Origin of the sequence: Enterococcus alishanensis, assembly GCF_019218635.1 — a bacterium.
Taxonomy (GTDB): Bacteria; Bacillota; Bacilli; order Lactobacillales; family Enterococcaceae; genus Enterococcus_A; species Enterococcus_A alishanensis.
On record NZ_JAHUZB010000006.1, the window covers coordinates 14,537 to 36,679 of the forward strand.

General features: G+C 37.9%; 21 protein-coding genes and 1 pseudogene. 2 read left to right on the forward strand and 20 right to left on the reverse strand.

The features are described from left to right. Nucleotides 1-2 precede the first annotated feature (2 nt). Entirely contained in the window at nt 3-560 is a 558-nt protein-coding gene (pth, locus tag KUA55_RS13765) for an aminoacyl-tRNA hydrolase (protein WP_218326964.1), read from the reverse strand. 305 nt (nt 561-865) lie between these two features. Here pth and KUA55_RS13770 point away from each other — a divergent pair, with 305 nt between their 5' ends. Next, a complete protein-coding gene (locus tag KUA55_RS13770; protein ID WP_218326965.1) occupies nt 866-1,846 on the forward strand; it encodes an L-lactate dehydrogenase in 981 nt (326 codons plus the stop codon). Between the two features lie 143 nt (nt 1,847-1,989). Continuing rightward, nucleotides 1,990-3,402 carry a L,D-transpeptidase family protein gene (locus KUA55_RS13775; protein WP_218326966.1) on the forward strand — a complete coding sequence of 471 codons (1,413 nt, stop codon included), beginning with the start codon at nt 1,990-1,992 and terminating at the stop codon, nt 3,400-3,402. A gap of 92 nt (nt 3,403-3,494) precedes the next feature. On the opposite strand, the gene KUA55_RS13780 is transcribed toward KUA55_RS13775, so the two are convergent. From KUA55_RS13780 to KUA55_RS13865, 19 genes and pseudogenes are all read right to left on the reverse strand, one after another. Next, nucleotides 3,495-4,217 carry a YebC/PmpR family DNA-binding transcriptional regulator gene (locus KUA55_RS13780; RefSeq protein WP_218326967.1) on the reverse strand — a complete coding sequence of 241 codons (723 nt, stop codon included), beginning with the start codon at nt 4,215-4,217 and terminating at the stop codon, nt 3,495-3,497. Between the two features lie 68 nt (nt 4,218-4,285). Further along, a complete protein-coding gene (locus KUA55_RS13785; protein ID WP_218327157.1) occupies nt 4,286-4,789 on the reverse strand; it encodes a VanZ family protein in 504 nt (167 codons plus the stop codon). Between the two features lie 83 nt (nt 4,790-4,872). Next, complete coding sequence (locus KUA55_RS13790) at nt 4,873-6,219, reverse strand: C40 family peptidase (protein WP_218326968.1); 1,347 nt, start codon at nt 6,217-6,219, stop codon at nt 4,873-4,875. Between the two features lie 228 nt (nt 6,220-6,447). Next, nucleotides 6,448-6,975 (reverse strand): rod shape-determining protein MreD, encoded by a 528-nt coding sequence (mreD, locus tag KUA55_RS13795; protein WP_218326969.1) that lies wholly within the window; start codon nt 6,973-6,975, stop codon nt 6,448-6,450. After that, the gene (gene mreC / locus KUA55_RS13800) at nt 6,972-7,832 is read right to left on the reverse strand and encodes a rod shape-determining protein MreC (RefSeq protein ID WP_218326970.1); all 861 of its coding nucleotides are present in this window, start codon (nt 7,830-7,832) and stop codon (nt 6,972-6,974) included. The genes mreD and mreC overlap by 4 nt, the downstream gene beginning before the upstream one ends. Before the next feature lie 135 nt (nt 7,833-7,967). Continuing rightward, complete coding sequence (locus tag KUA55_RS13805) at nt 7,968-8,609, reverse strand: thiamine diphosphokinase (RefSeq protein ID WP_218326971.1); 642 nt, start codon at nt 8,607-8,609, stop codon at nt 7,968-7,970. Next, nucleotides 8,609-9,259: a ribulose-phosphate 3-epimerase gene (gene rpe / locus KUA55_RS13810; RefSeq protein ID WP_218326972.1), complete on the reverse strand. Its 651-nt coding sequence runs from the start codon at nt 9,257-9,259 to the stop codon at nt 8,609-8,611. Before rpe ends, KUA55_RS13805 begins: the two co-directional genes overlap by 1 nt. A gap of 5 nt (nt 9,260-9,264) precedes the next feature. Next, nucleotides 9,265-10,143: a ribosome small subunit-dependent GTPase A gene (gene rsgA, locus KUA55_RS13815; protein ID WP_343214732.1), complete on the reverse strand. Its 879-nt coding sequence runs from the start codon at nt 10,141-10,143 to the stop codon at nt 9,265-9,267. Nucleotides 10,144-10,263: 120 nt separating this feature from the next. Beyond that, nucleotides 10,264-12,378: a Stk1 family PASTA domain-containing Ser/Thr kinase gene (pknB, locus tag KUA55_RS13820; protein WP_218326973.1), complete on the reverse strand. Its 2,115-nt coding sequence runs from the start codon at nt 12,376-12,378 to the stop codon at nt 10,264-10,266. Then, nucleotides 12,375-13,151 (reverse strand): Stp1/IreP family PP2C-type Ser/Thr phosphatase, encoded by a 777-nt coding sequence (locus KUA55_RS18390; protein WP_343214733.1) that lies wholly within the window; start codon nt 13,149-13,151, stop codon nt 12,375-12,377. Before KUA55_RS18390 ends, pknB begins: the two co-directional genes overlap by 4 nt. Then, nucleotides 13,140-14,489, reverse strand: a pseudogene (gene rsmB / locus KUA55_RS18395) (16S rRNA (cytosine(967)-C(5))-methyltransferase RsmB); the annotation flags it as partial. The gene KUA55_RS18390 and the pseudogene rsmB, both read right to left, overlap by 12 nt. Then, entirely contained in the window at nt 14,489-15,430 is a 942-nt protein-coding gene (fmt, locus tag KUA55_RS13830) for a methionyl-tRNA formyltransferase (RefSeq protein WP_218326975.1), read from the reverse strand. The pseudogene rsmB and the gene fmt, both read right to left, overlap by 1 nt. Further along, on the reverse strand, nt 15,423-15,914 hold the full coding sequence (gene def, locus KUA55_RS13835; protein ID WP_218326976.1) for a peptide deformylase: 492 nt from the start codon (nt 15,912-15,914) through the stop codon (nt 15,423-15,425). Before def ends, fmt begins: the two co-directional genes overlap by 8 nt. Nucleotides 15,915-15,924: 10 nt before the next feature. Beyond that, a complete protein-coding gene (gene priA, locus KUA55_RS13840; protein ID WP_218326977.1) occupies nt 15,925-18,324 on the reverse strand; it encodes a primosomal protein N' in 2,400 nt (799 codons plus the stop codon). Between the two features lie 124 nt (nt 18,325-18,448). Beyond that, nucleotides 18,449-18,748, reverse strand: a complete 300-nt coding sequence (gene rpoZ / locus KUA55_RS13845; protein WP_218326978.1) for a DNA-directed RNA polymerase subunit omega — start codon at nt 18,746-18,748, stop codon at nt 18,449-18,451. Nucleotides 18,749-18,753: 5 nt separating this feature from the next. Continuing rightward, entirely contained in the window at nt 18,754-19,368 is a 615-nt protein-coding gene (gmk, locus tag KUA55_RS13850; protein WP_218326979.1) for a guanylate kinase, read from the reverse strand. Between the two features lie 103 nt (nt 19,369-19,471). Then, nucleotides 19,472-20,353: a YicC/YloC family endoribonuclease gene (locus KUA55_RS13855; protein ID WP_218326980.1), complete on the reverse strand. Its 882-nt coding sequence runs from the start codon at nt 20,351-20,353 to the stop codon at nt 19,472-19,474. A 12-nt stretch (nt 20,354-20,365) separates the two neighbouring features. Next, nucleotides 20,366-20,581: a YdbC family protein gene (locus tag KUA55_RS13860; RefSeq protein ID WP_218326981.1), complete on the reverse strand. Its 216-nt coding sequence runs from the start codon at nt 20,579-20,581 to the stop codon at nt 20,366-20,368. 24 nt (nt 20,582-20,605) lie between these two features. Then, nucleotides 20,606-22,102, reverse strand: coding sequence for a patatin-like phospholipase family protein (locus KUA55_RS13865; RefSeq protein WP_218326982.1), 1,497 nt, complete (start codon nt 22,100-22,102; stop codon nt 20,606-20,608). Nucleotides 22,103-22,143: the final 41 nt, after the last annotated feature.

The following is a 22,143-nucleotide window of genomic DNA, read 5'->3' on the forward strand; positions in this document are numbered from 1 at the left end:
TCCTAGTTAAAACGATTCATCGTTTGGACGAAGTCGTCAGTCTCTATGTAATCTTCAATTGCTTCTTTAGCCCGCATAACTGTATCAGTGATAATAGCTGTTTCTTCATTATTAAAAGAGCTTAATACATGATTGACAACTGTCTTATTATTCGACCGTCCAATTCCAATTTTCACTCGATCAAAAACAGATGTCCCTAAATGAGAAATTATACTTTTTAAACCATTATGTCCACCGGCACTACCTTTTTGACGCAAGCGTAATTTTCCTAAAGCCAAATCCAAGTCATCTGATACAACCACCAACTCTTCTGGATAAACACCAAAGTACGTCATCAACGGTCCCACCGCACGACCAGATTCATTCATAAAGGTTTGCGGCTTCACCAATAAAATCTTTTCACCATTAATAAAAAAGTCAGCTACTTCTGCTTCAAAAGTATTCTTTTTAAAAGTTGCACCATGAGATTTAGCTAATTCATCTACCACCATAAAACCCACATTGTGTTTGGTATTTTCATATTTCCTACCAGGATTTCCTAATCCAACAATCATTTTCATTTATTTTTCCTCACTATCTTAAACATGACAAAAGGCTGGATAATCAAAATGATTATCCAGTCGACTGGTTCATTATAGCACAAACTGCCACTTTTTGACGGTAAACGCTCCTGCTAAAATAGGTTTTTTTTACTAGATTTTCCAAAAACTTTATAATTCTTCTATCCCTTTTAATCGATACTAAAACGGTTTCTTATGAAACAGCAAAAAAAACTGTACTAATTGATGTGTTATTACGTGACAAATTTCATAAACTAGTGTTATTATCACACCAGTGAAAAGTTTATTTGAAGGGATTGGTCTAAATGACTGCCAACACAGTTAAAAAAGCACATCAAAAAGTGATCTTAGTAGGGGATGGCGCTGTCGGGTCAAGTTATGCGTTTGCTTTAGTCAACCAAAACATCGCACAAGAAATTGGCATTATTGATATTGATAAAAACCGCACAGAAGGAGATGCTATTGATTTATCACATGCATTAGCTTTTACTTCTCCTAAAAAAATATATTCAGCAAGTTATGCTGATGCCCATGATGCCGATTTAGTTGTCATCACAGCTGGCGCGCCACAAAAACCAGGTGAAACTCGTTTGGATTTAGTAAACAAAAATTTACGGATCAACAAAGGTATTGTAGAACAAATTGTTGCTTCAGGTTTTGACGGTATCTTCTTAGTTGCCGCAAATCCAGTCGACATTTTAACTTATGCCACTTGGAAATTCTCAGGTTTTCCTAAAGAACGCGTAATCGGTTCTGGTACTTCATTAGATACTGCTCGTTTCCGTCAAGCCATTGCTGAATTAGTCGACGTGGATGCACGTAACGTCCATGCTTACATTTTAGGTGAACATGGTGATTCAGAATTCCCAGTTTGGTCACACGCAAATGTTGCCGGCTTGCAAATTTACGAATGGATTAAAGACAATCCAGAAGTTAATGAAGAAGAATTAGTCAACCTATTCTTTGGTGTTCGAGATGCAGCTTACGAAATTATCGAGAAAAAAGGCGCAACTTTTTATGGAATCGCCGTAGCTTTGGCAAGAATTACTCGCGCTATCTTAAATGATGAAAATGCAGTTTTCCCATTGTCTGTTTATTTAGAAGGGCAATATGGACAAAATGATATCTTTATCGGAGCTCCCGCTGTTGTTAACGCCAAAGGAATCCAAAATATCATTGATGTACCATTAACTGATTCTGAACAAGAAAAAATGGATGCTTCGGCAAAACAATTAAAAGAAATCATGGATAAAGCTTTCGCTGATTTAGAAAATGAAAGTAAATAAATGAAGCTATTAGAAACTGTTGAGAAAATTCTCAACAGTTTTTTTAAATTTTACATTTAATTCAGACAGATGGCTCGCTTTTTCATATCAATATGTTATAGTAAATTGCGTACATATCTTTTTAGAATAAGGAGTTATTTCTAATGAGCCGAGCAGAAAAAAGAAAAAATTCAAGAGGCAAAAAAGGACTAATCATTGGATTAGGTTTAGTAGCCGTTGTGATTGTTGGTGGTTACTCCATTCGCAGCGTCCATTATAGTCAAAGATTTTTACCTAATACTGAAGCTAGTGGCGTTGATATCAGCAATTTAACTGTTGACGAAGCCAATCAAAAATTAGAAAAAGAACTTTCTGATACAGCTTTCATGATCAAAATTGATGGTAAAAATTGGAAAGAAATTAACCGTGACGATGTTGGTTGGAAATCTGATTATACTTCTGATTTGCAAAATATTAAATCAGAACAAAATCCATTTTCATGGGGCACTCAATTGGTTTCAGCGGCTAGTACCACTGATCTAGAAAATACAACAGTAGATTCTGATCAATTAAATGCCGTTGCTGCAGTAGTTAGAAATGATATACAAGCAACGAATGAAAGCCGCACACCCTCGACTGATGCAACCATCAATCAAAACGATAGTGGTGACTTTGAAATTGTTGCCGAAAAACAAGGAACCCAGATCGATGTAGATAAGGCTGCCAAAGCTTTCGAAAGTGCCGTTGAATCTGGAAAATCAACTATTGATTTTTCAAATTACTATACCAAGCCAGCTGTTACTAGCAATTCAACTAAGTTAAAGAATACTTTATCTAGCATTGATAAAATTGCTAATGTCAAAGCAACTTACAGCATCAATGGAGAATCGATTCAGATACCGTCAGAATCAATTAAAAGTTGGTTAACTACTGATGAAGCTGGTAACGCAACATTGGATCAAGAACAAGTCACAAACTATGTCACAGAATTAGGCAACAAATATAACACTAGTACGAACCCAACTAAATTTACTAGCACTAGACGTGGCGAAGTAGAAGTCCCGGCTGGAACTTACGGTTGGACGATTGATACAGAAGCAGAAGTAACTGCTTTAACTGATCAAATTTTAGCAGGCGAAAGCTTCACTCGTTCACCAAAAACAAATGGTTCGACAACCGCTGATCATAAATTAATTGACAACACTTATGTTGAAGTCGATTTAGAAAATCAGCACATGTGGTTCTATCAAAATGGTGAATTAAAACTTGAAACTGATATTGTCAGCGGAAAACCAACCACACCAACTCCTGCAGGTGTAAATTATATTTGGAGCAAGGAAACCAATACAACTCTACGAGGCACAAATGATGATGGCAGTAAATATGCCAGCCCAGTAAGTTATTGGATGCCGATTGATTGGACCGGTGTTGGTATTCACGATTCAGACTGGCAAAGTGCTTACGGTGGTAGCCGTTGGTTAACTTACGGATCTCACGGTTGTATTAATACCCCACCAGGTGTAATGAGCCAATTATTCGGGATGGTTTCTGTCGGTGTACCAGTCTTAGTCTTTTAAAAATAAACGCTTAGTCCATTGTGACTAGGCGTTTTTTATTGCTGCAAAACACAATAAAAGGACTGATCAACGACCAATCCCTTTTGCCTTATTTATTCTGCTGAAGTAAAGACCTCTGACACATCATCGTCATCTTCCAGTTTATCAATTAATTGTTCGAGTTTTTCTTTTTGCGCAGTTTCTAAAGCAACTGTCGTTTGCGGCACCATTGTTAATTCTGCTTGTGCCAAAGTTAAACCGTCAGCTTCCAACTGATCGCGCACAGTCGTAAAGTCTTCAGGTGTTGTATAAATTTCAAAAACCTCTGGCGATACTTCCAAATCTTCCCCACCAGCTTCTAACACATCTTCAAACATTTGATCTTCATCAATAGCTAGTCCCTCACGCTCAATCACAATATATCCTTTTCGATCAAACATATAACTAACCGAACCCGTTTCACCTAAATTGCCACCATTTCTGGTGAAAGCTACTCGGACATTGGTTCCGGTCCGATTACGATTATCTGTCAAAGTGTGAACTAAGACGGCTACACCTCCAGGTCCATAACCTTCATAAGTAATTTCGTCATAATTTTCATTATCGCCAGCAGAAGAAGCTTTTTTTATTGCACGATTAACATTATCGTTTGGCATGTTCGCCGCTTTAGCTTTATCCATTACCAATCTTAATGAGGGATTATCGGACGGATCAGGACCACCAGCTTTGGCAGCCATATAAATTTCTCGCGATATTTTTTGGAAAATCTTCCCTCTTTTGGCATCTTGTGCATTTTTTCGCCCTTGAATATTGTGCCATTTGCTATGTCCTGACATACTTCATTCCTCCTAAATTATTCATCTTAATAATTGTCTCGCGAACCAGCATTTCCGTCAAGAATAAATCATTTTCTTCGTTGTTTGAAAGATAATATTATCGTAAGAATGACCGTTGCTGTTAATGCACCCACCGCATCCAGCATAACATCTTGAAATAATGGTGTTCGTCCACCAGTTAGCATTTGGTGAAATTCATCTGTTGCTGCATATCCAGTAGCTGCCAATGTAGCAAAAATCAGACTTAAGCCCTTAGCGGAATTTTTCAAATTTGGATATAATCCTAAATATAAGCTACCACCTAATACAAAATAAGTGAAAAAATGCGCGCCTTTTCGAATGAAAAATTCGATAAATTTACTATAACCTTGTGCCTGAATACTTACTTCGCTATCTCCGTACTGAAATGCAATTTGGCTCAGTTGAGTTTTAAAAGGTTGCGTAGTTAAAAATTGCTGAATCGTCGATACTTGACTTTGTTCTTGATAAGTCATCGATGAACTATAAAATAAAATTATCATTACTGCTAAAGCAACAACAAAATAAAGTCGCCCATTACGATGGTTTTTTATAAATAATTCCTTCACTTGATACTCCTTCTAAGATACAAAAAAACTGAGCCAAGAAGACTTGGCCCAGTTTGTATAGTTTTGAATTAACCTAAAACATTCACAGCAAAGCTTGGTGCATAATAAGCAGTGCTTCCGATTGTTACGCTTTCGCCTGGTTGAGGTGCATGGATATATTGTCCTCCACCTAATGCGATTGCTACGTGGTAAGAACCACCTTGGCTACCCCAGAAATATAAATCTCCCGGTTGAGCAGCACCTACTGAGATAACTGTTCCAGCTGATTCTTGAGGAACTGTCCAGCCACCGATACTCATGCCAACTTGTGCAAATACGTAAGAAGTGAAACCTGAGCAGTCAAATCCTGAAGGAGTTTTTCCGCCCCATACATAAGGAACACCGATATATTGTTGTGCAATTGAAGTAATTGATGCGCGTGATGCACTTGCTCCAGTACTTGGTGCTGGTGTAGGAGTTGTTGGTGCTGGCGTTTCAACTACAGGTGTTTCTACTGCTGGTGTTTCAACTACAGGCGTTTCTGTAGTATTTGTATTGTCATTGCTTACTTCTGGTGTTGAAGGTTCAGTCACACTCGGTGTAGTTGGTTCAGTTACACTTGGTGTTGTTACTTCAGTTGCTGGTGCTTCAGTTGTAACAGAAGTAGAGCTTTCACTTGATGCTTGTTGTTGTGCTGCTTCAGCTGCTGCTTGCGCATTTGCTGCCGCTTGTTGTTCTGCTGCAACTTGTTGTTGCTCAGCAACTGCTGCTTGTTGTTCTGTTTGTAGGCTTGCTTTTTCATCTTCTGCTGTTGCTTGATCAGCAGCATAAGTTGTTTGTTGTACTTTCAAATCAGCTTGCGCTGAGATTAAGTTACCTTTTTGTTGTTCTAATTCAGCTTGGTTAGCTTGAATTTGTTGTAATTGTTGTTCGTTTTCAGCTTGCTTTTGTTGAACTGCTTCTTTATCCGCTTTTTGTTGTTCAACTAAATCATTGTTCGCTTTAACAATTGTTGTCATCGCTTGAATGCGACCAACAGCATCTGAGAATGATTCTGCATTTAATACCACGTCAACTACATTTGTAGAATTTTGTCTTACTTGGACTTGACGTGCTTGTTTTTGGATCATTGCAGAACGTTTGTCAATGCGCTCTTGTAAAGTAGTAATTTGGTCTTGCAAGTCTTGAGAATTTGCTTGCAATTCTGATTGTTGGGCTAATAAATCTTGTGCCTTTGTATTAATGTCTGCAACGTCTGATTCTAATGAACTGATTTGAGACTGAGCGTCAGTCTGTTGGTTTTGTAAACTAGAGATTTTTGAATCTTGATCGGCTATTTTACTATCAAATTCATCGGCTGAAGCTGCATATGGAGCTGCTAGGGCACTTAATGTTACTGTAGTTAGCATTAATGCTGATAACAAACTTTTTTTCACTTTATAAATCCTCCGACTACTGTTTAAGTTTTTTATTTTTGAATTTTATTAGACTTTTTTTCTAACACAATGCAAAGGATACCACAGCTTTGTGTCATAGAGATAATAGCTTTGTTACAAAAGTGTTTCATTTCAAATATAAATTGTTGAGGGTTTGTCACAATAAAAAAAACAAAGGATTGCCCTTTGTTTTTTTCTCTTCATACGATTTGATCAATGACTGCTAAATCAGAAATTGGCATCCTCGTCTGGGTTATTTAAAATCGCTTCGATTGGAATAATTACAATAATAAAAACCACAATGTTGGCAATCAAACTTGGCCACAAATTTTGAGTAATAAAGTACAACAGATTCACTGAGACCAACCTAAAAACTAGCTGCAGCAATAACAACGCCACATTCCAAATTGTCACAAAAATAATCATACCAAAAAACATGGTAAAAATATTTTGATGAATTATCTTGCCAAATTTATACATTAACCAAACAATAAGTGGCATCACAGCCGCATAAATACCAATCATACCTGTGTAATAAATATCGATAATCATTCCGATAACAATCATAGTAATGATTAAAAATTGTTCGTTGACTAATTTAGAAATAACTAATAAAAAAACCAAGGTAAGATGAACACTTACTAAATAGCGGTTATCAAAAAAACTAGCTATTACTGATGAGATATGGGCATCTAGCAGTAGTGAGAGAAATAAAATGAATGGAGCTAAAATTTTTACTTTGTCTTGTCGAATCATTCGCTAGCATCCACCGATCGTTGAATAATTGTCACTACTGAAAAATCAAACATATCGGCATAAGGTTTGATATAAATTTCTTTTGCCAAACCATAACCAGTCGTTTTGACTTCGGTTACTTCACCAATTGGCAAGTTCGCTGGCGAGTTACCTCCCAAACCTGACGTTTGCACGATATCCCCTTTTTTAATATCAGAAGTTTCTGTTAAGTCATCAGCGATCAACTCTTGTTTTTTCTTACGATAGCCAGACAAAACTCCATAACTATCACCATCATCCGTTGAAATTTTAACTGGGAAACGATTGACGTCATTGCTGTCAGTCGTTAACAACTCCACTTTAGAAGAATTTGCACTAGCTTCTACTACTCTTCCTACTAGTCCCGCTTGAGACATTACCGCCATATCTTTTTCAATACCATCGGTGGTTCCTTTATCCACCACCAAATTATCTTGCCACGAATTTGGTGAGCGGGTAATGACATTGGCAGTTACTTTATCGTAATCGCTCAAAGTTTCGTTTAATTCTAATTCATCTTGTAATTGACTAATTTCTTTTTCTTGGTTCTTATTACGCTGTTCTAATTCTTCGTATTCATCAATTTTTTCTTTTAAACGTTGATTTTCAGTATATGTTTCAGTCAAGTTTGAGACTGTGTCGATTCCCTCAACAATCCAACGACCAGGCGCAGAGATAACTTTATCGACCGCACCGACGATGTCATTGACACCAGATTGGAGCACATTTGTTTTAGAACTTTTCGAGCGCGAATACGCCGTCAAGCTTACTGTTGCAATCACCACGATGATAATGATCAAGATGATGATGATATTTTTATTTGGATTGAACTTTTTCACGTAGGCACCTCAAGATATTATAAATATAGATTAAATTTTACCACTAAATTAGGCTTAACTAAAGGATTGACAGTCGCCTTTAAAGAATTTTATTATCTCAAAAAATAAAAAAAGATTGAGCAAAAATTCTCAATCTTACGCGTCTTTATTTTGGGTGATCGCCACAATTCCACTAGTAAATGAAACCGTTGCGGGTTTTCCAATAAATTCGTTGCTTCCTAAACTGATCGGAGTGGCAAAATTAGTTTGAGTCAAAGTATATTTGGCCTCATTGATTATTAAATTATCAACAGCAGTCAAACAAATAATACCTAGATATTTGGTTTCAGGTAATTGCTGAATCAAATGTTCGCCTGGCGGTAAATAAGAAAAATGATTTTGTTTATCTTGAATGACTAATTGTTGTAGAAACGGAAAAAAGCGTGGTTCCAATCCTAACCACAAATTCGACAACAGATGATCTAAGCGGCCACCCGTTGCGCCGATTAATTTAATTTTAGCGTTTGGAAATTTTTCAAAAACCTTGCTCACAGCTAATTGCGTATCCGTTTCATCTTTTTCTGCCGGCGAAGTAAGAATCTCTTTGGCTTGCGCAAATACAAACCCCTGCTCTTCTTCGGTCAGTGAGTCGAAATCACCAATTGTTAGATCAGGAATGATATTTCGCTCTAGTAAAAATAAATTTCCGCGGTCAATTCCTACAACATAATCAAACCCATCAACGGAAAAAGCTGGCCAGTCTTCCGGACTTCCGCCAGCTACTAATAACACATTCATTACTGAATCACTTCTCTTAAATCATCAATCGCTTTTTTAATATCTTTAGCGCCGTAGATGTAAGAACCTGCTACAAAAACATCGGCGCCCGCTTGGCGACAAAGTTTTGCTTCTTCTACTTTGATGCCACCATCGACTTCGATTTCATAATGATAACCTTGTTCTTTTCGCAACGCTGCTAATTCGGCAATTTTATCTAATTGATTTTCAATAAAGCCTTGACCACCAAACCCTGGGTTAACAGTCATAACTAAAACTTGATCACAGTCAGCCAAAACGTATTTTACATCTTCCACTGGTGTACCTGGATTCAGCACTACTCCTGATTTAACACCAGCTTGTTTAATCATTTGAACAGCGCGGTGTAAATGAGGTGTTGCTTCTGCATGCACCATGATAATATCTGATCCTGCTTTAGCGAAATCCTCAATATATTTTTCTGGATCGCTGATCATTAGGTGGACATCCAATGGTAATTTGGTAATTGGGCGTAACGCTGCAACCACGCTAGGACCAAAAGTAATATTCGGTACAAAATGACCGTCCATTACGTCGACATGAATATAATCCACACCATAACCTTCCACAAGTTTTACATCTTCTCCCAATTTGGCAAAATCCGCGCTTAAAATCGATGGTGCAATTTTCATAATACCTACTCCTTTTTCTTTTTATATACTGGACGTCGTTTTTCGATGTCCTGTAAAAATTGTAAATAATTATCATAACGAGATTGGGCAATTTCCCCCTGCTCTACTTCGGCTTTGACCGCACAACCTGGCTCTTTCACATGACGACATTCTCTAAACCGGCAATTGACAGAGGCTCGCACAAATTCAGGAAATTCTTTAGGTAAAGTTTCAGAGGTTAAATCCAAAAACTCAATCGAGCTAAATCCCGGTGTGTCAGCTACTAAGCCACTAAATATAGCTAGTAACTCAACATGTCGAGTAGTGTGTTTACCCCGTCCCAGCGCTTCCGAAATTTCTCCAGTAGCCAAATCTAACTCGGGCACCAATTCATTTAAAAGAGTTGATTTTCCAGCACCTGATTGACCCATAAAAACTGTCAGTTTATTTTTAAATAACGATATTAATTTATCTTTTTCATCTAGCCCCGCGATTACAGAGTAACCAATGCCTTGATAGAGTTGCTTAATTTGATTAGCTAATGGCTGATCTTTAGCCAAATCAACTTTTGATAAATATATAACTGGTTCGATATTTTTTTCCTCTAAGGTGACTAAAAAACGATCCAGTAAATTATAAGAAAAATTCGGTTCAACTAAACTAATAACTACGACACCCAAATCAACATTTGCCACTGGTGGTCTGACTAATTCATTTTTTCGCGGTAAAAGTTCCAGCAAATATCCCTCACTGTTTTTTTCACTACTAAAAACAACTTCATCACCAACCAGCGGTGTCAGCTTTCTTTTTCGGAAATTTCCTCGACCTCGCGTTTGATAAGTTTGACCATTACTGTATACATAATAAAAACCACTTAGCGCTTTGCGAATCTGTCCTTCGATGATATCGCCTCCGTTCTTTTCACTTCGTATTGTATCATAGTTTGTTGATTTATTATTTGAATTTAATCATTTAAGTAAAAAATACCTTCCGCCAAATCAAGGCGAAAGGTATTTTAAAAGAAATTAACTACTGCTTGAAGAACTACTTCCACTGGAGACAACGACATTAATTGTTTCTCCTGATTTAATTGTGGCACCACCACCTGGGCTCGTTCGAATAACATTGCCTACTGGAACTGAGTCCGAGGCTTCTTCACTAATTGAAGCAGTTAAGCCTAAACCTTGTAAATAACTTTCAGCGGCTGCGCGACTAGAACCGACCAAATCTTTTAAGGTAAGTTCGCCTGAACCGCTTGAAACGACAACATTTACTGTGCCGCCCTTTTGAACAGTTCCACCACCGCCAGGGCTCGTCCGAATGACTATACCAGCCGCAACAGAATCAGAAGCTTCTTCACTGATTGAGGCGTTCAGACCCAAACCTTGTAAATAACTTTCAGCAGCCGACTGACTAGAACCAGTTAGTTCATTAATCGTGATGTAGTTTGAACCAGAGCTCACTTTTAAAGTCACTGTATCTTCAGCTGAAACTTTACTACCGTTTACTGGCGATTGACTAATTACTTGTCCAACAGGCACCGTTTCACTACCTTCATCCGTTCGATTAATCTGACTATCACTCAAACCTAATTCGATTAATGCTGCATAAGCTTCATCGTAGGTCATCCCTTGATAATTGCCTAGTTTATATGTTTTAGGTCCACTAGAAACTCTGAAAGTTATTGTATCTTCCTTAGGATCTAGCTTTTCTCCCGCTTTTGGTGATTGACTAATAATATCCCCTTCAGCAACTGTATCACTAGCGCTACGTCTAACTTTGATATTTCTTAAAACAAAACCACGTTTTTGCAAGTCACTTTGAGCAGAGGTTAAAGATTCTCCCTTATAATCTTTCAAAGTAATTTTTTTCGAGCCTGTACTAACAAATAATTGAACTTCAGAATTACGATTGACACTTGTTCCAGCTTCGGGACTAGTGCGAACTACATTGCCTTCGTCGACAGTATCATCAGCGATTTCTATAACTTCACTGTCGACCGTAAGATGAGCATTTTCTAGGGTTGAGGTTGCTTGCTCGACCGTCATATTCTGTACTTGCGGTACCGAAATATCTCCTCGGCCAAAAGCAAAATAACCAATCCCTAGCAGGGCTATTAAAGCGATAATCCCACCAATAATCAATCTTTTTTTCCGTTTATTTTTCTTTTTAGGCTTATTGTTCTTTTTTGGTTTTGTCGATTTTTCCAGTTCAACTTTAGGTTCTGGCATTACTTCAGCTTCGGCTTCAATTGGGGTAATTGCTTTCGTTTCCCCCATCATTGCCATCGGTGTCCAAGGCATTTGGTTGAGCCCCGCACTAGTTAATGCTACTGACAAATCAGCTGCCATCTCATCCACCGTTTTATAACGATCTGCTGGATCTTTAGCAGTTGCTTGTAAAACAATATTTTCAAGAGATTGAGGAATTTTAGGGTCCAATTGTTTTACTGAAGGAATCGGTTCTTGAAAATGTTTTAAAGCAATTGTTACCGCTGATTCCCCATCAAAAGGTACATTACCAGTAATTAATTCGTATAAAATAATCCCTAATGCGTAAATATCTGATTGTTTGGTAGCCATACTTCCACGGGCTTGTTCTGGTGATAGATAATGCACTGAACCCAGTAAAGAATTGGTCTGAGTTAATGAAGTCTCTGACAATGCAATGGCGATTCCAAAATCAGCAATTTTCGCGACGCCTTCTTCATCAATTAACACATTTTGTGGTTTTAAATCCCGATGAATAATGCCGTGTTCATGAGCCAAACTAACTGCTGATAAAATCTGCTCCATGATATCCACAATTTTTGCATAAGGAATTGGGCTGTGGGTTTGAATATATCGCTTCAAATCCATTCCTTGCACAAATTCCATAACTAAATATTGCATGCCACCCTCTTCATCAACGTCATAAACACTGACAATATTCGGATGAACTAATTCGGTTGCAGCTAAAGCTTCCCGCTGAAAACGTCTGATAGCTGTCTGGTCATTTTGAAAATCAAATCTTAGTACTTTGATTGCAACGTCACGATCTAATATTAAATCATGCGCTAAAAATACATTCGCCATGCCTCCACTACCAATACTAGCCAAAATTTTGTAGCGTCCATTGACTAGCGAGCCGATGTTTATCATGACTGATCCTCCTTCTCAAAGTGAATCAGCAAAACAGTAATATTATCAGAACCGCCCGCTTCATTAGCCGCTGAAATGAGACTCTTGGTTTTTTCTTCGATTGTCAAATCACTCGTAATCGTCACTAAAATGTCTTCTTCACTGACCATATTAGTCAAACCATCTGAACATAATAACAAGTAATCGCCTGTCTGATAAGTAAACTCAGAAACATCCACTTCCACACTTCCGAAAACACCGATGGAACGAGTCAGAATATTCTTTTGTGGATGGACCGCCGCCATCTCTTCAGTAATTTCTCCTGACTTCACTAACTCATTGACTAGGGAATGGTCATCCGTTAGTTGAACGATTGTGTCTTCGCTAATTTGATAAGCGCGACTATCTCCCACATGAGCCAAGGTAAAGCCATCTTCAAATAAAGCAGCTGAAACAATTGTTGTTCCCATTCCCTTGAGACTTTCATTAGTGTTTCCTTCATGATAAATTGTTTCATTCTCTTTTTGAATTTCGGTTACAAACCATTCATTGATTGTCTGATCATCAGAGATATTTGATTGGCTCCATGCTTCTCCTAAACCATCAACAATCATCTTACTGGCAACATCGCCAGCTTGATGCCCGCCCATACCATCAGCTAAAATTGCTAATTTCAGATCTGCCTGATTAGTAAAAACATTCGCGTAATCTTGATTAGTGTGGCGTCTTTTGCCAATATCTGATTGAAATTGAATTTCCATAACAGGTACTTCACCTCTACTCTTTTTTTTCATTCCGCAAATAAAAAAGCCGTCAGTCATAAAATCTTGTGGGTACAAGGTTAACATTTGATCTTTGATTTGCTCAGCAAGTGTCTCATTCACAGCTAAATCAATCTTCTCGAATTCTGGATGATCTTGCAAAAAGCCAGCAACCACTTGTTGATTTTCTTCAGGTGCAATTGTACACGTACTGTAAACTAAAATACCATCAACTTTTAAAGTTGGCGCACAGCTGTCTAAAATAGCCCGTTGAATTTTTGGTAATTGGACAAAGTCGGCCGATTTTTTTTGATATTTCAAATCGGGTTTACGACGCATTAAGCCTAAACCTGAACAAGGCGCATCAATTAAAATACGATCAAAAGATTCTCGCTGAAACCGATTTTCCACCTCTCTTGCATCCATCTCGATTGTTTTAATTTGCTCTGAGACGTGTAGACGTTCGGCATTTTCTCTTACTAATTTTAACTTATGGGCATGAATATCTAAAGCGGTAATTTCTCCAGTGCCATCTAACAGTGCTGCAATATGGGTGGTTTTTCCTCCAGGTGCAGAACAAGCATCTAGAACTTTTTGCTCTTTTTCCAATTCCATTACTGGTGCAACCAGCATTGAGCTTTCATCTTGAACCGTTATCAGGCCTGCTTGGTATAATTCACTACCTGCCAAAAAGCCTTTTTCAGCAACGATTCCGTAAGGTGAAACCAAGCTTTCCCAAGCATCAATGCCTTCTTCCGCTAATTTATTCAAAGCCGCTTCCCGACTAATTTCCCTTAAGTCTACTCGAGCACTAACATGACTAGGTTCTAATAATGACAAACCTAACTCTCTAGTCTCTTCTTTGCCGATTTCTTTAATGAATTTTTCGACTAAAAAGCGAGGCATACTGATTTCAGTCGCCAAACGCTCGATTGGATCTTTGATCGCTTCAATCTCTGGAAAGCCACGTCGCTGCATGCTACGTAATACACCGTTAACGAATTTACCAATTCCAGCATTTCCCTTGGCTTTGGCAATTTCGACGGCCTCATTTAAAATGGCGTGGTCTGGTACCCGATCCAAATAAATCATTTGATAAGCAGATAATTGTAATAATTGATTGACCCAAGGTTCAACTTTTTTTGCTCGTTTGATGAAAGGGGCCACAAAATAAGCCAACGAAATTTGACGGCTTAAAGTGCCGTAAACAATCTCTGTTAACAAAGCTGCATCTCTTTTATCAACTTGATTTTTTTTAATTAATTCATTTAATAATAAATTAGAGTAGGCACCGCCATGGTTGATTCGCTCTAGAGCTTCCAAAGCGGTAAATCTAACGGAGTGCAATAATTTTTTAGGAACTTTTGCCATTATTCTACCTTTTGTCCTTCTTGAACTTTTTGTCCACTACCATTTAAAAACGCTTGAATTGTTTGTTGCGCCTTGCCTGCTGGTTGTAATTCATCGATTTGTAAAACGGTCCCTTCACCACTAGCTATTTTCAAAGCTTTTTTACTCCGTTCGATAATTGTACCAGGAGCTTGATCGGTTTTTTCAGCTGTGATTGTGGCTTTAAGAATTTTCCAGTGGGTACCTTGGTAAGACGTATAAGCAACTGGCCAAGGATGCATGCCGCGAATTTGATTATTAATTTCAGTTGCTGTTTTTTGCCAATCAATCACTTCTTCTTCCCGCGTAATATTTGGTGAGAAAGTCACTTGGCTTTCATCTTGCGGAGTAGGTTGCAAAGAACCAGCCACAATCTTTGGTAAAGTAGCTAATAATAACTCTTTTCCGACACTACTTAATTTGTCAAACATCGTACCAACATCATCTTGATCAGTAATCGGAATACTTTTTTGACTGTAAACACCGCCAGCATCCATTTTTTTGATCATTTCCATGATGGTTACACCGGTTTCTTTTTCGCCATTAATGATGGCGTAATGAACTGGCGCACCACCGCGATATTTTGGTAATAAAGAAGCATGCACGTTGATTGCACCAATTTTTGGGACTTTCAATAGTCGTTCTGGTAAGAATTGACCAAAAGCAGCTGTCACGATTACATCCGGCTGCAATTGTTCAATCTGATCTAATTCTTCTGAACCACTAATTTTTTCTGGCTGTAAAACCAATAAATCGTGTTTCAACGCAGCCTCTTTAACAGGCGTCGCAGTAATTATTTTTTTACGTCCCACTGGTCGATCTGGTTGCGTGACGACGGCTAAAACCTCATAGCCTTCAGTCAACAAACCTTCTAAAATAGGCACAGAAAAAGCTGGTGTACCCATAAATACTATTTTAGTCATCTTCGTGTTCCTCCATATATTTTTCTAAATCGGCTGGCGCAATTTTTTCAATCATTTGGTCGATAAACAATTTACCATCTAAGTGATCAATCTCATGTTGGAAACAACGAGCTAGATATCCATAAGCAGTCACTTCCATTTGATCACCCTCACGATCGTAATAACGGATCGTAATTTCATCTGCTCGCTTGACCGTTCCAAAAGTTTCTGGAATCGATAGACAGCCTTCTACATCAATTGTTTCCCCTTTTTTTTCGATAATTTCAGGATTAATCAGATCAAAGCGGTCGCCCTCTTCGATTTCAACTACCGCAATCCGTAAGTTACGTCCAACTTGTGGTGCCGCGATGCCAATCCCATCATGAGCCAGCATTGTTTCATACATATTATCTAATAAATCAATCAATTCGTCCGTCATATAAGGGACTTCTTCCGCAACTTTTCTTAATTTATCATCCGGATGCAGTAAAATTGGTAAACGCATATTTTCTCCTTTAAATAAAATACATCGGTTCATTGTCTAAGGCAATTAACAGTCCTTGTCGTTGATCCTTTTGACTCGTCTGTAAAATGTCTTCCAGCACCGCATGTAAATTAGGTTCGTGTTTATATTTAATAATCATTTGGTAATAGTAACGATTTTTAATCCGCATAATAGCCGCCGGAGAAGGTCCTAGCACAATACTTTGAGGACTAAGCGAACTTTTTAGTTGTTCCGCCAATTGGAAAGCCTTTTGGGCTGCTTTGATTTCTTCTTGGTGAGAAACGGTTACTTTGACAGTGAAATAATAGGGCGGATAAGCTGTCTGATGGCGCATCCGCATTTCCATTTGATAGAACTTTTCATAGTCATGTTCTTTTGCCAACTGAATTGTATAATGCTCCGGATTAAAGGTTTGAATGACTACTTCACCGGCTTTTGCACCCCGGCCTGCACGACCGCTAACTTGGGTAAGTAATTGGAAAGTCCGCTCGCTAGCTCGAAAGTCAGGTAAATTTAAAGCCGTATCGGCATTCAAAACACCTACTAACGTTACATTAGGATAATCCAGTCCTTTCGCAATCATTTGCGTCCCTAGTAAAATATCAGCCTCTTTATTTTCAAAAGCAGTTAAGATTTTTTCGTGAGCTCCTTTACGGCGTGTCGTATCGACGTCCATTCGTAAAATTCGTGCCTCTGGAATGAGCTGTTCTAACTCTTCTTGGACTTTTTCGGTACCTGTACCAAAATAACGAATTTTATCTTTGCCACAATTGGGACAGCGATGAGGAATTCCTTCTTCATGTCCACAATAATGACAACGCATCGTTTTCGTATCCATATGTAAAGTTAACGAAATATCACAATTGGGGCAAGGTAAAACATAGCCACAATCCCGACACATCACAAAGGAAGAATAGCCACGGCGGTTTAATAGTAAAACACTTTGTTCACCCTTAGTTAAGCGATCTCGAATTTTCATTTCTAAACTGGCTGAAAACGCCGAATTCAAGCGATTTTTCATTTCTTCCCGCATATCAATAATTTCTGTTTGCGGTAAGGTAGCTTGCGGATTGGCTCTTTTGGTTAACGTTAATAATTGATAAACACCTTTTTGGCTCCGGGCCCGCGATTCTAGTGAGGGTGTTGCTGAACCTAAAATGACAGGACAATGATGAAATTTTCCTCGCCAAATAGCTAAATCTCTGGCATGATAGCGAGGTGTTTCATCTTGTTTATAACTTGTTTCATGTTCTTCATCAATAATAATTACACCCAGATTGGTTAGCGGAGCAAAAACTGCTGAACGAGCGCCCACAACAACTTGAGCTTCGCCCCGTTCTAGTTTACGCCATTCATCATACTTTTCACCTTGTGATAAACCACTATGTAAAACTGCAACAGCTGAGCCAAAACGCGATTTAAAGCGGGTCACCATCTGAGGTGTCAAAGAAATTTCCGGTACTAACATCATGGCTGTTTGTTGCTTTTTCAAAACATCAGCAATTACTTGTAAATAAACTTCTGTTTTACCACTACCGGTGACTCCTTCTAGTAAAAATGTCCGGTGTTCCTCTGTTTGAACCTTCTCAGTTATCGCTTGATAAGCAGTTTGCTGTTCATCATTTAATTTAATCGCCGTGGTTTTTTGAAAATCTCTTTCAGCAAAAGGATCACGATAGGTTTCGATTTCTTCAAAAGCCAACCAGCCTTTTTCTTCAGCTTGATTTAAAATACTCAAACTAAAATTTTCTTTAACCTCTTTGACAGCAATTTTCTCTGCTTCTGACAAATTAGCTAAATAATCTAACAATGCCAGTTGTTTTTTTGCACCTTTGCGGATCGTTGCAACCAATTCGTCTTTTGCTGATAAATCAAAAGTCCGTTTGAGATAACGTGTAGTTTTTACTTTATTTTTGGTATGAACTTCATACCGCAGTTCAACCAAGCCATCCTCTCGTAATTGAGCCATTTCTTTTAACCAACCATTATTTTGTGCTTCATCAAAATCAATAAAATCGCCGTTATTGAAATATTTTGCCTTTAATTCAGCAGCATCATTCAATAAGTATAAGCGTTTTTGGTAATTGGCTTTCATAACACTTGGCAACATGGTTTGTAGACAAGTAATTTTAAAAGCGAAAGTTGTTTCTTTCATATAGTCAGCTAATTGTAATAATTCTTCAGTTAAGACTGGCGCTAAATCTAACACTCGGGTAATTTCTTTTATGTTATCTGGTAACGGTTGTGGGGCTGGTTGAATCCCAATAACAAATCCTTGGAGTTGTCTAGAACCAAAACCAACTTCTACCCGCATACCTGGTATTACTTTCATTTGAGGCGGAATCAAGTAACTGAAAGGTTGATCCGTCTGCATTGCTGGGACATCGACTATCACATCTGCTAAATTCATTTTTCCGCCTCCATTCTTATGTAGTGTACTAAATAATTACAAATTTTTCGTAAAGTTGTGAAAAACTTTTTTTCATAAAAAAGGGAGCTGGAATATTTTAACAACATCCCAGCTCATTCTTTGATTATTTTTCGTTGTTTACACGGTTTTCAACTTCACGTTGTTCCCGTTCACTTTGTAAGCGGCGTTCTTCTGCTTCTAATTTCATTCGTTCACGTTTAATTTCTGGATGCGGATCATTGATTACTGTGCCAGCATCAATTTCTTCTAATGCCTGGCCGACACTTTTAACAGATTCGAATGATTCAACCGTTGGCTGTGCTCCGGAATCTATTTCATGAGCTCTTTTACTAGCAAGAATCACTAATGAATACTTTGAATTTACTTTATCTAATAAAGTATCGATGGAAGGTTTTAACATCATAAGCTTTAAATCTCCTTTAACATTTTAATATATTTTCCGATTACCCGATCAACTCGGTAATGTTCTGCGACAATAATATCTTTGATTCGGTCAACTGCTAAGGGTACTTGATCATTGACCACAGCATAATCATACAGAGACATCATCTCAATCTCTTCACGAGCAGCTGCCATTCGTTGATCAATTACTTCTGGGCTGTCCGTCCCGCGTCCAACAATACGGGCTTTTAATTCTACTAAATCAGGCGGTGTTAAAAAAATAAATACGCCGTCAGGAACTTTTTCTTTGACTTGTCCGGCTCCTTGGACTTCAATTTCCAAAAAAACATCTTTGCCCTCGTCTAAAGTTTGATTGACATAATTTAGTGGCGTACCGTAGTAATTGCCGACATACTCTGCATATTCCAGCATTTCGCCAGCTTCAATAAGTGCCTCAAATTCTTCTTTCGTACGAAAATGGTAATCAACTCCGTCTACTTCTCCCGGCCGCATTTGGCGCGTCGTCATGGAGACAGAATATTGAAAATCATTGTCGTCTCGTTCAAAAATTGCTTTTCTGACAGTGCCTTTTCCGACACCAGAAGGTCCAGACAAAACAATTAAAAGTCCTCTTTCAGACATAAAAACGCCCTTTCATAGTCTTTTTTAGCTAAGTTGTATTGTGCACTTTTTTTTCAAAGATTTCAAGTGGCATTTTGCTGTAAAGAGCGTCCTTTCGGAAAACTTACTCGACATTTTGAATTTGTTCACGTATTTTTTCTAGAATCGTCTTTAATTGTACCACAATATCTTTGATTTGAATGGGACTCGACTTAGAACCGATGGTATTCACTTCACGATTAATTTCTTGTAATAAAAAGTCTAACTCACGCCCAACAGGGATGTCTTTTTGTGAAAGTTCCGCTAATTTAGTCAAATGAATAGTTAGACGATCCAATTCTTCGTGAATATCTCCTCGTTCCAATAAGATAGCCAATTCAGTCAACAAACGATCTTGATCGACTGTATTTCCAAGATATTCCTGCAATTTGGCTTCGTAACGCTTTTGATAATCTGCTTCGTAAAGGGTGACAAAAGATTTTAATTCTTCTACTAACTCAAAAACCTTTTGCTGATAATCTACTAAGACTGTCAAAATACCAGTACCTTCTTGGCTGCGGCTGGCAATCAGTTGATCAAAAGCTTGCTCTGCAGCTTCAATCACTAAATCTGCTAACGAATCTGAGTCCGTTTTTTGTTCCTCCAGCTTGATATAATCTGGTTGACCCACCAGCTTGATTAAAATATCTTCTGTCGATAAATTAATGGCCCCTATATGTTTCGCACCTGCTTGCATTTTTTCAATCAATTCTGTAATCAGTGACCAATCAATCGCAACTTGTTTGGTACCGCTATTGATTGGTGTTAAATTTAAATATAGTTCCACTCGTCCTCGCTGCACTTTTTCTTTGGCAATTTGCCGCAAAGCCGCTTCGTGAGGATTTAATTCTTTAGGTAGCCGAATTTGTAAATCTAAAAATCGATTGTTAACACTTTTTATTTCTAAAGATAATTCGTAAAAATCATTGCTAACAACTGCTTGGCCGTAGCCAGTCATACTTTTCATCAAGATAGCTCCTTACATTTTAGTTAACTGCTCTTTTAGTGCTTCGAATTCTTCATTGGATAAAGTAACTCCCTTACCCATTTTTTCATGATTTGGTGCCCAATCTCTTAAATCAAACTTCGGTGGTCGCCCATTCCAGCTAATTAAATTTAGCTCTTTACGCCAGCCTTTGGGATTTTCTGATAAAACCACAATTTCTTCTACAATTTCATAGCTAAAATCTGCCATGAGCATTCCTCCTCAAATAAAATTCTATAATTCTTCAATCATCAACGCGATCAATTGATAGCAATCAAAATAATTGGTTCTTTGGGCTCTGCCAAAATGCCAGCGCACCCGATCATTTAATTTTGCACCAACTTCCAGTTGATTTTTAATCGCTTTTTTAAAGGTATCTATATCATACACTTTAACTGGATCAACTTGTAATCTGGCGGCTAAATATTCTAAAATAACCAGACTGATTTCTTCAATCTCGGTTGCCTCACCAAAAAAATCACTAATTTTTTTTTGCAGTTCATTCAGAGAAACAATTGGCAATTGCTGGTTGGCTTTTTTCAAAAAGTCGCGACTAGCTTTTACAAAGTCTGTTTTTAAAGTAAAACAATAACGTCGGCCTTTAAAATCACCTAAGCTTCGTTTTGCTTCTAAATAGCCTAGTTGCAAATTCTTTTGTGCCGTGTTTTTTTGGAAGATTAAAAAATCACCTAAATTCCAATGACTTTTCAAACTGACATCGACAATCTCTTTTGAAAAAACCGGATGTTTGTTAAATCCTGGGCCTTTTACATCGATACTAATAAGCCTTGTAGCACCTAAAGAAACTGCCACATCCTGCGGTAGATTATTACGATAGCCACCATCAATATATTTATTGCCGTCAATTTCCGTTATAGCCATGACTGGAAAAAAACTAGAAGAAGCCAGCATCCACTGAATTTCTTGCTGTGGTTTATCTAACAAATTGACGATTGTTTCTTTAAACTGCGGAAGTTTGGTTGTCACAACATAAACAGGACATTTCAATGGTCCCTTGGCTAAGAATTTTTCCAACAGTTCTTTTAAGGGTGCTGTTGAAATTCCTCGTTGTTCCAACGACGCACTCACCAATTGCTGAATTTGTTTTCTTTGAGTCGCATAATCAATATCTTCCGCTTTTTCAAAGGCCAATTCTAAGACTTGCTGAGTAGAAATTTGTTGCCATAATTTTTGCGCTGCTGAAAAATCCCCTTGTGCAATCAACGCGCCATTTAAGGCCCCAACTGATGTTCCCACAATAAAATCAAACTTGATTCTTTTTTCCAACAACGCTTGCCAAACACCTATTTGATAGGCTCCTCGGGCACCACCGCCCCCCAAAACTAAAGCCGTTTTATCAAACAATTCTTTTTGATAGCTCCCATTAACAAAAGTATAATTATAGTTTTGCAGTAAATCTGTCACAACGAGCTCTTCTGCTAGTTCCAATGAAATTTTTGAAATAAAGTGTCTACGAGCCGCTTGTTCAATCTGTTGCAACCCCTCACTAAGATTGAGATTGGCTAAAATTAAAATATTTTCAATTTTCCAGCTTTGGGCAGTTTGTTTTACCACTAGCCAAAGATCTTTATTAATAGCAAAGGCCTTCTCGTGTTTTACTGCGACTGAAAAAGTTTCTCGGCCTTTTTGATGAGAAGAAAAAAAGGGTAAAAGTAGTTTTGCTTCAGAAAAGTCAGCCATTATTAATTGCGAACCAAATACCTGCTTCATTTTTCTCCTCCTTTTTTAGTTAATTATAGCAAAAAAAATCA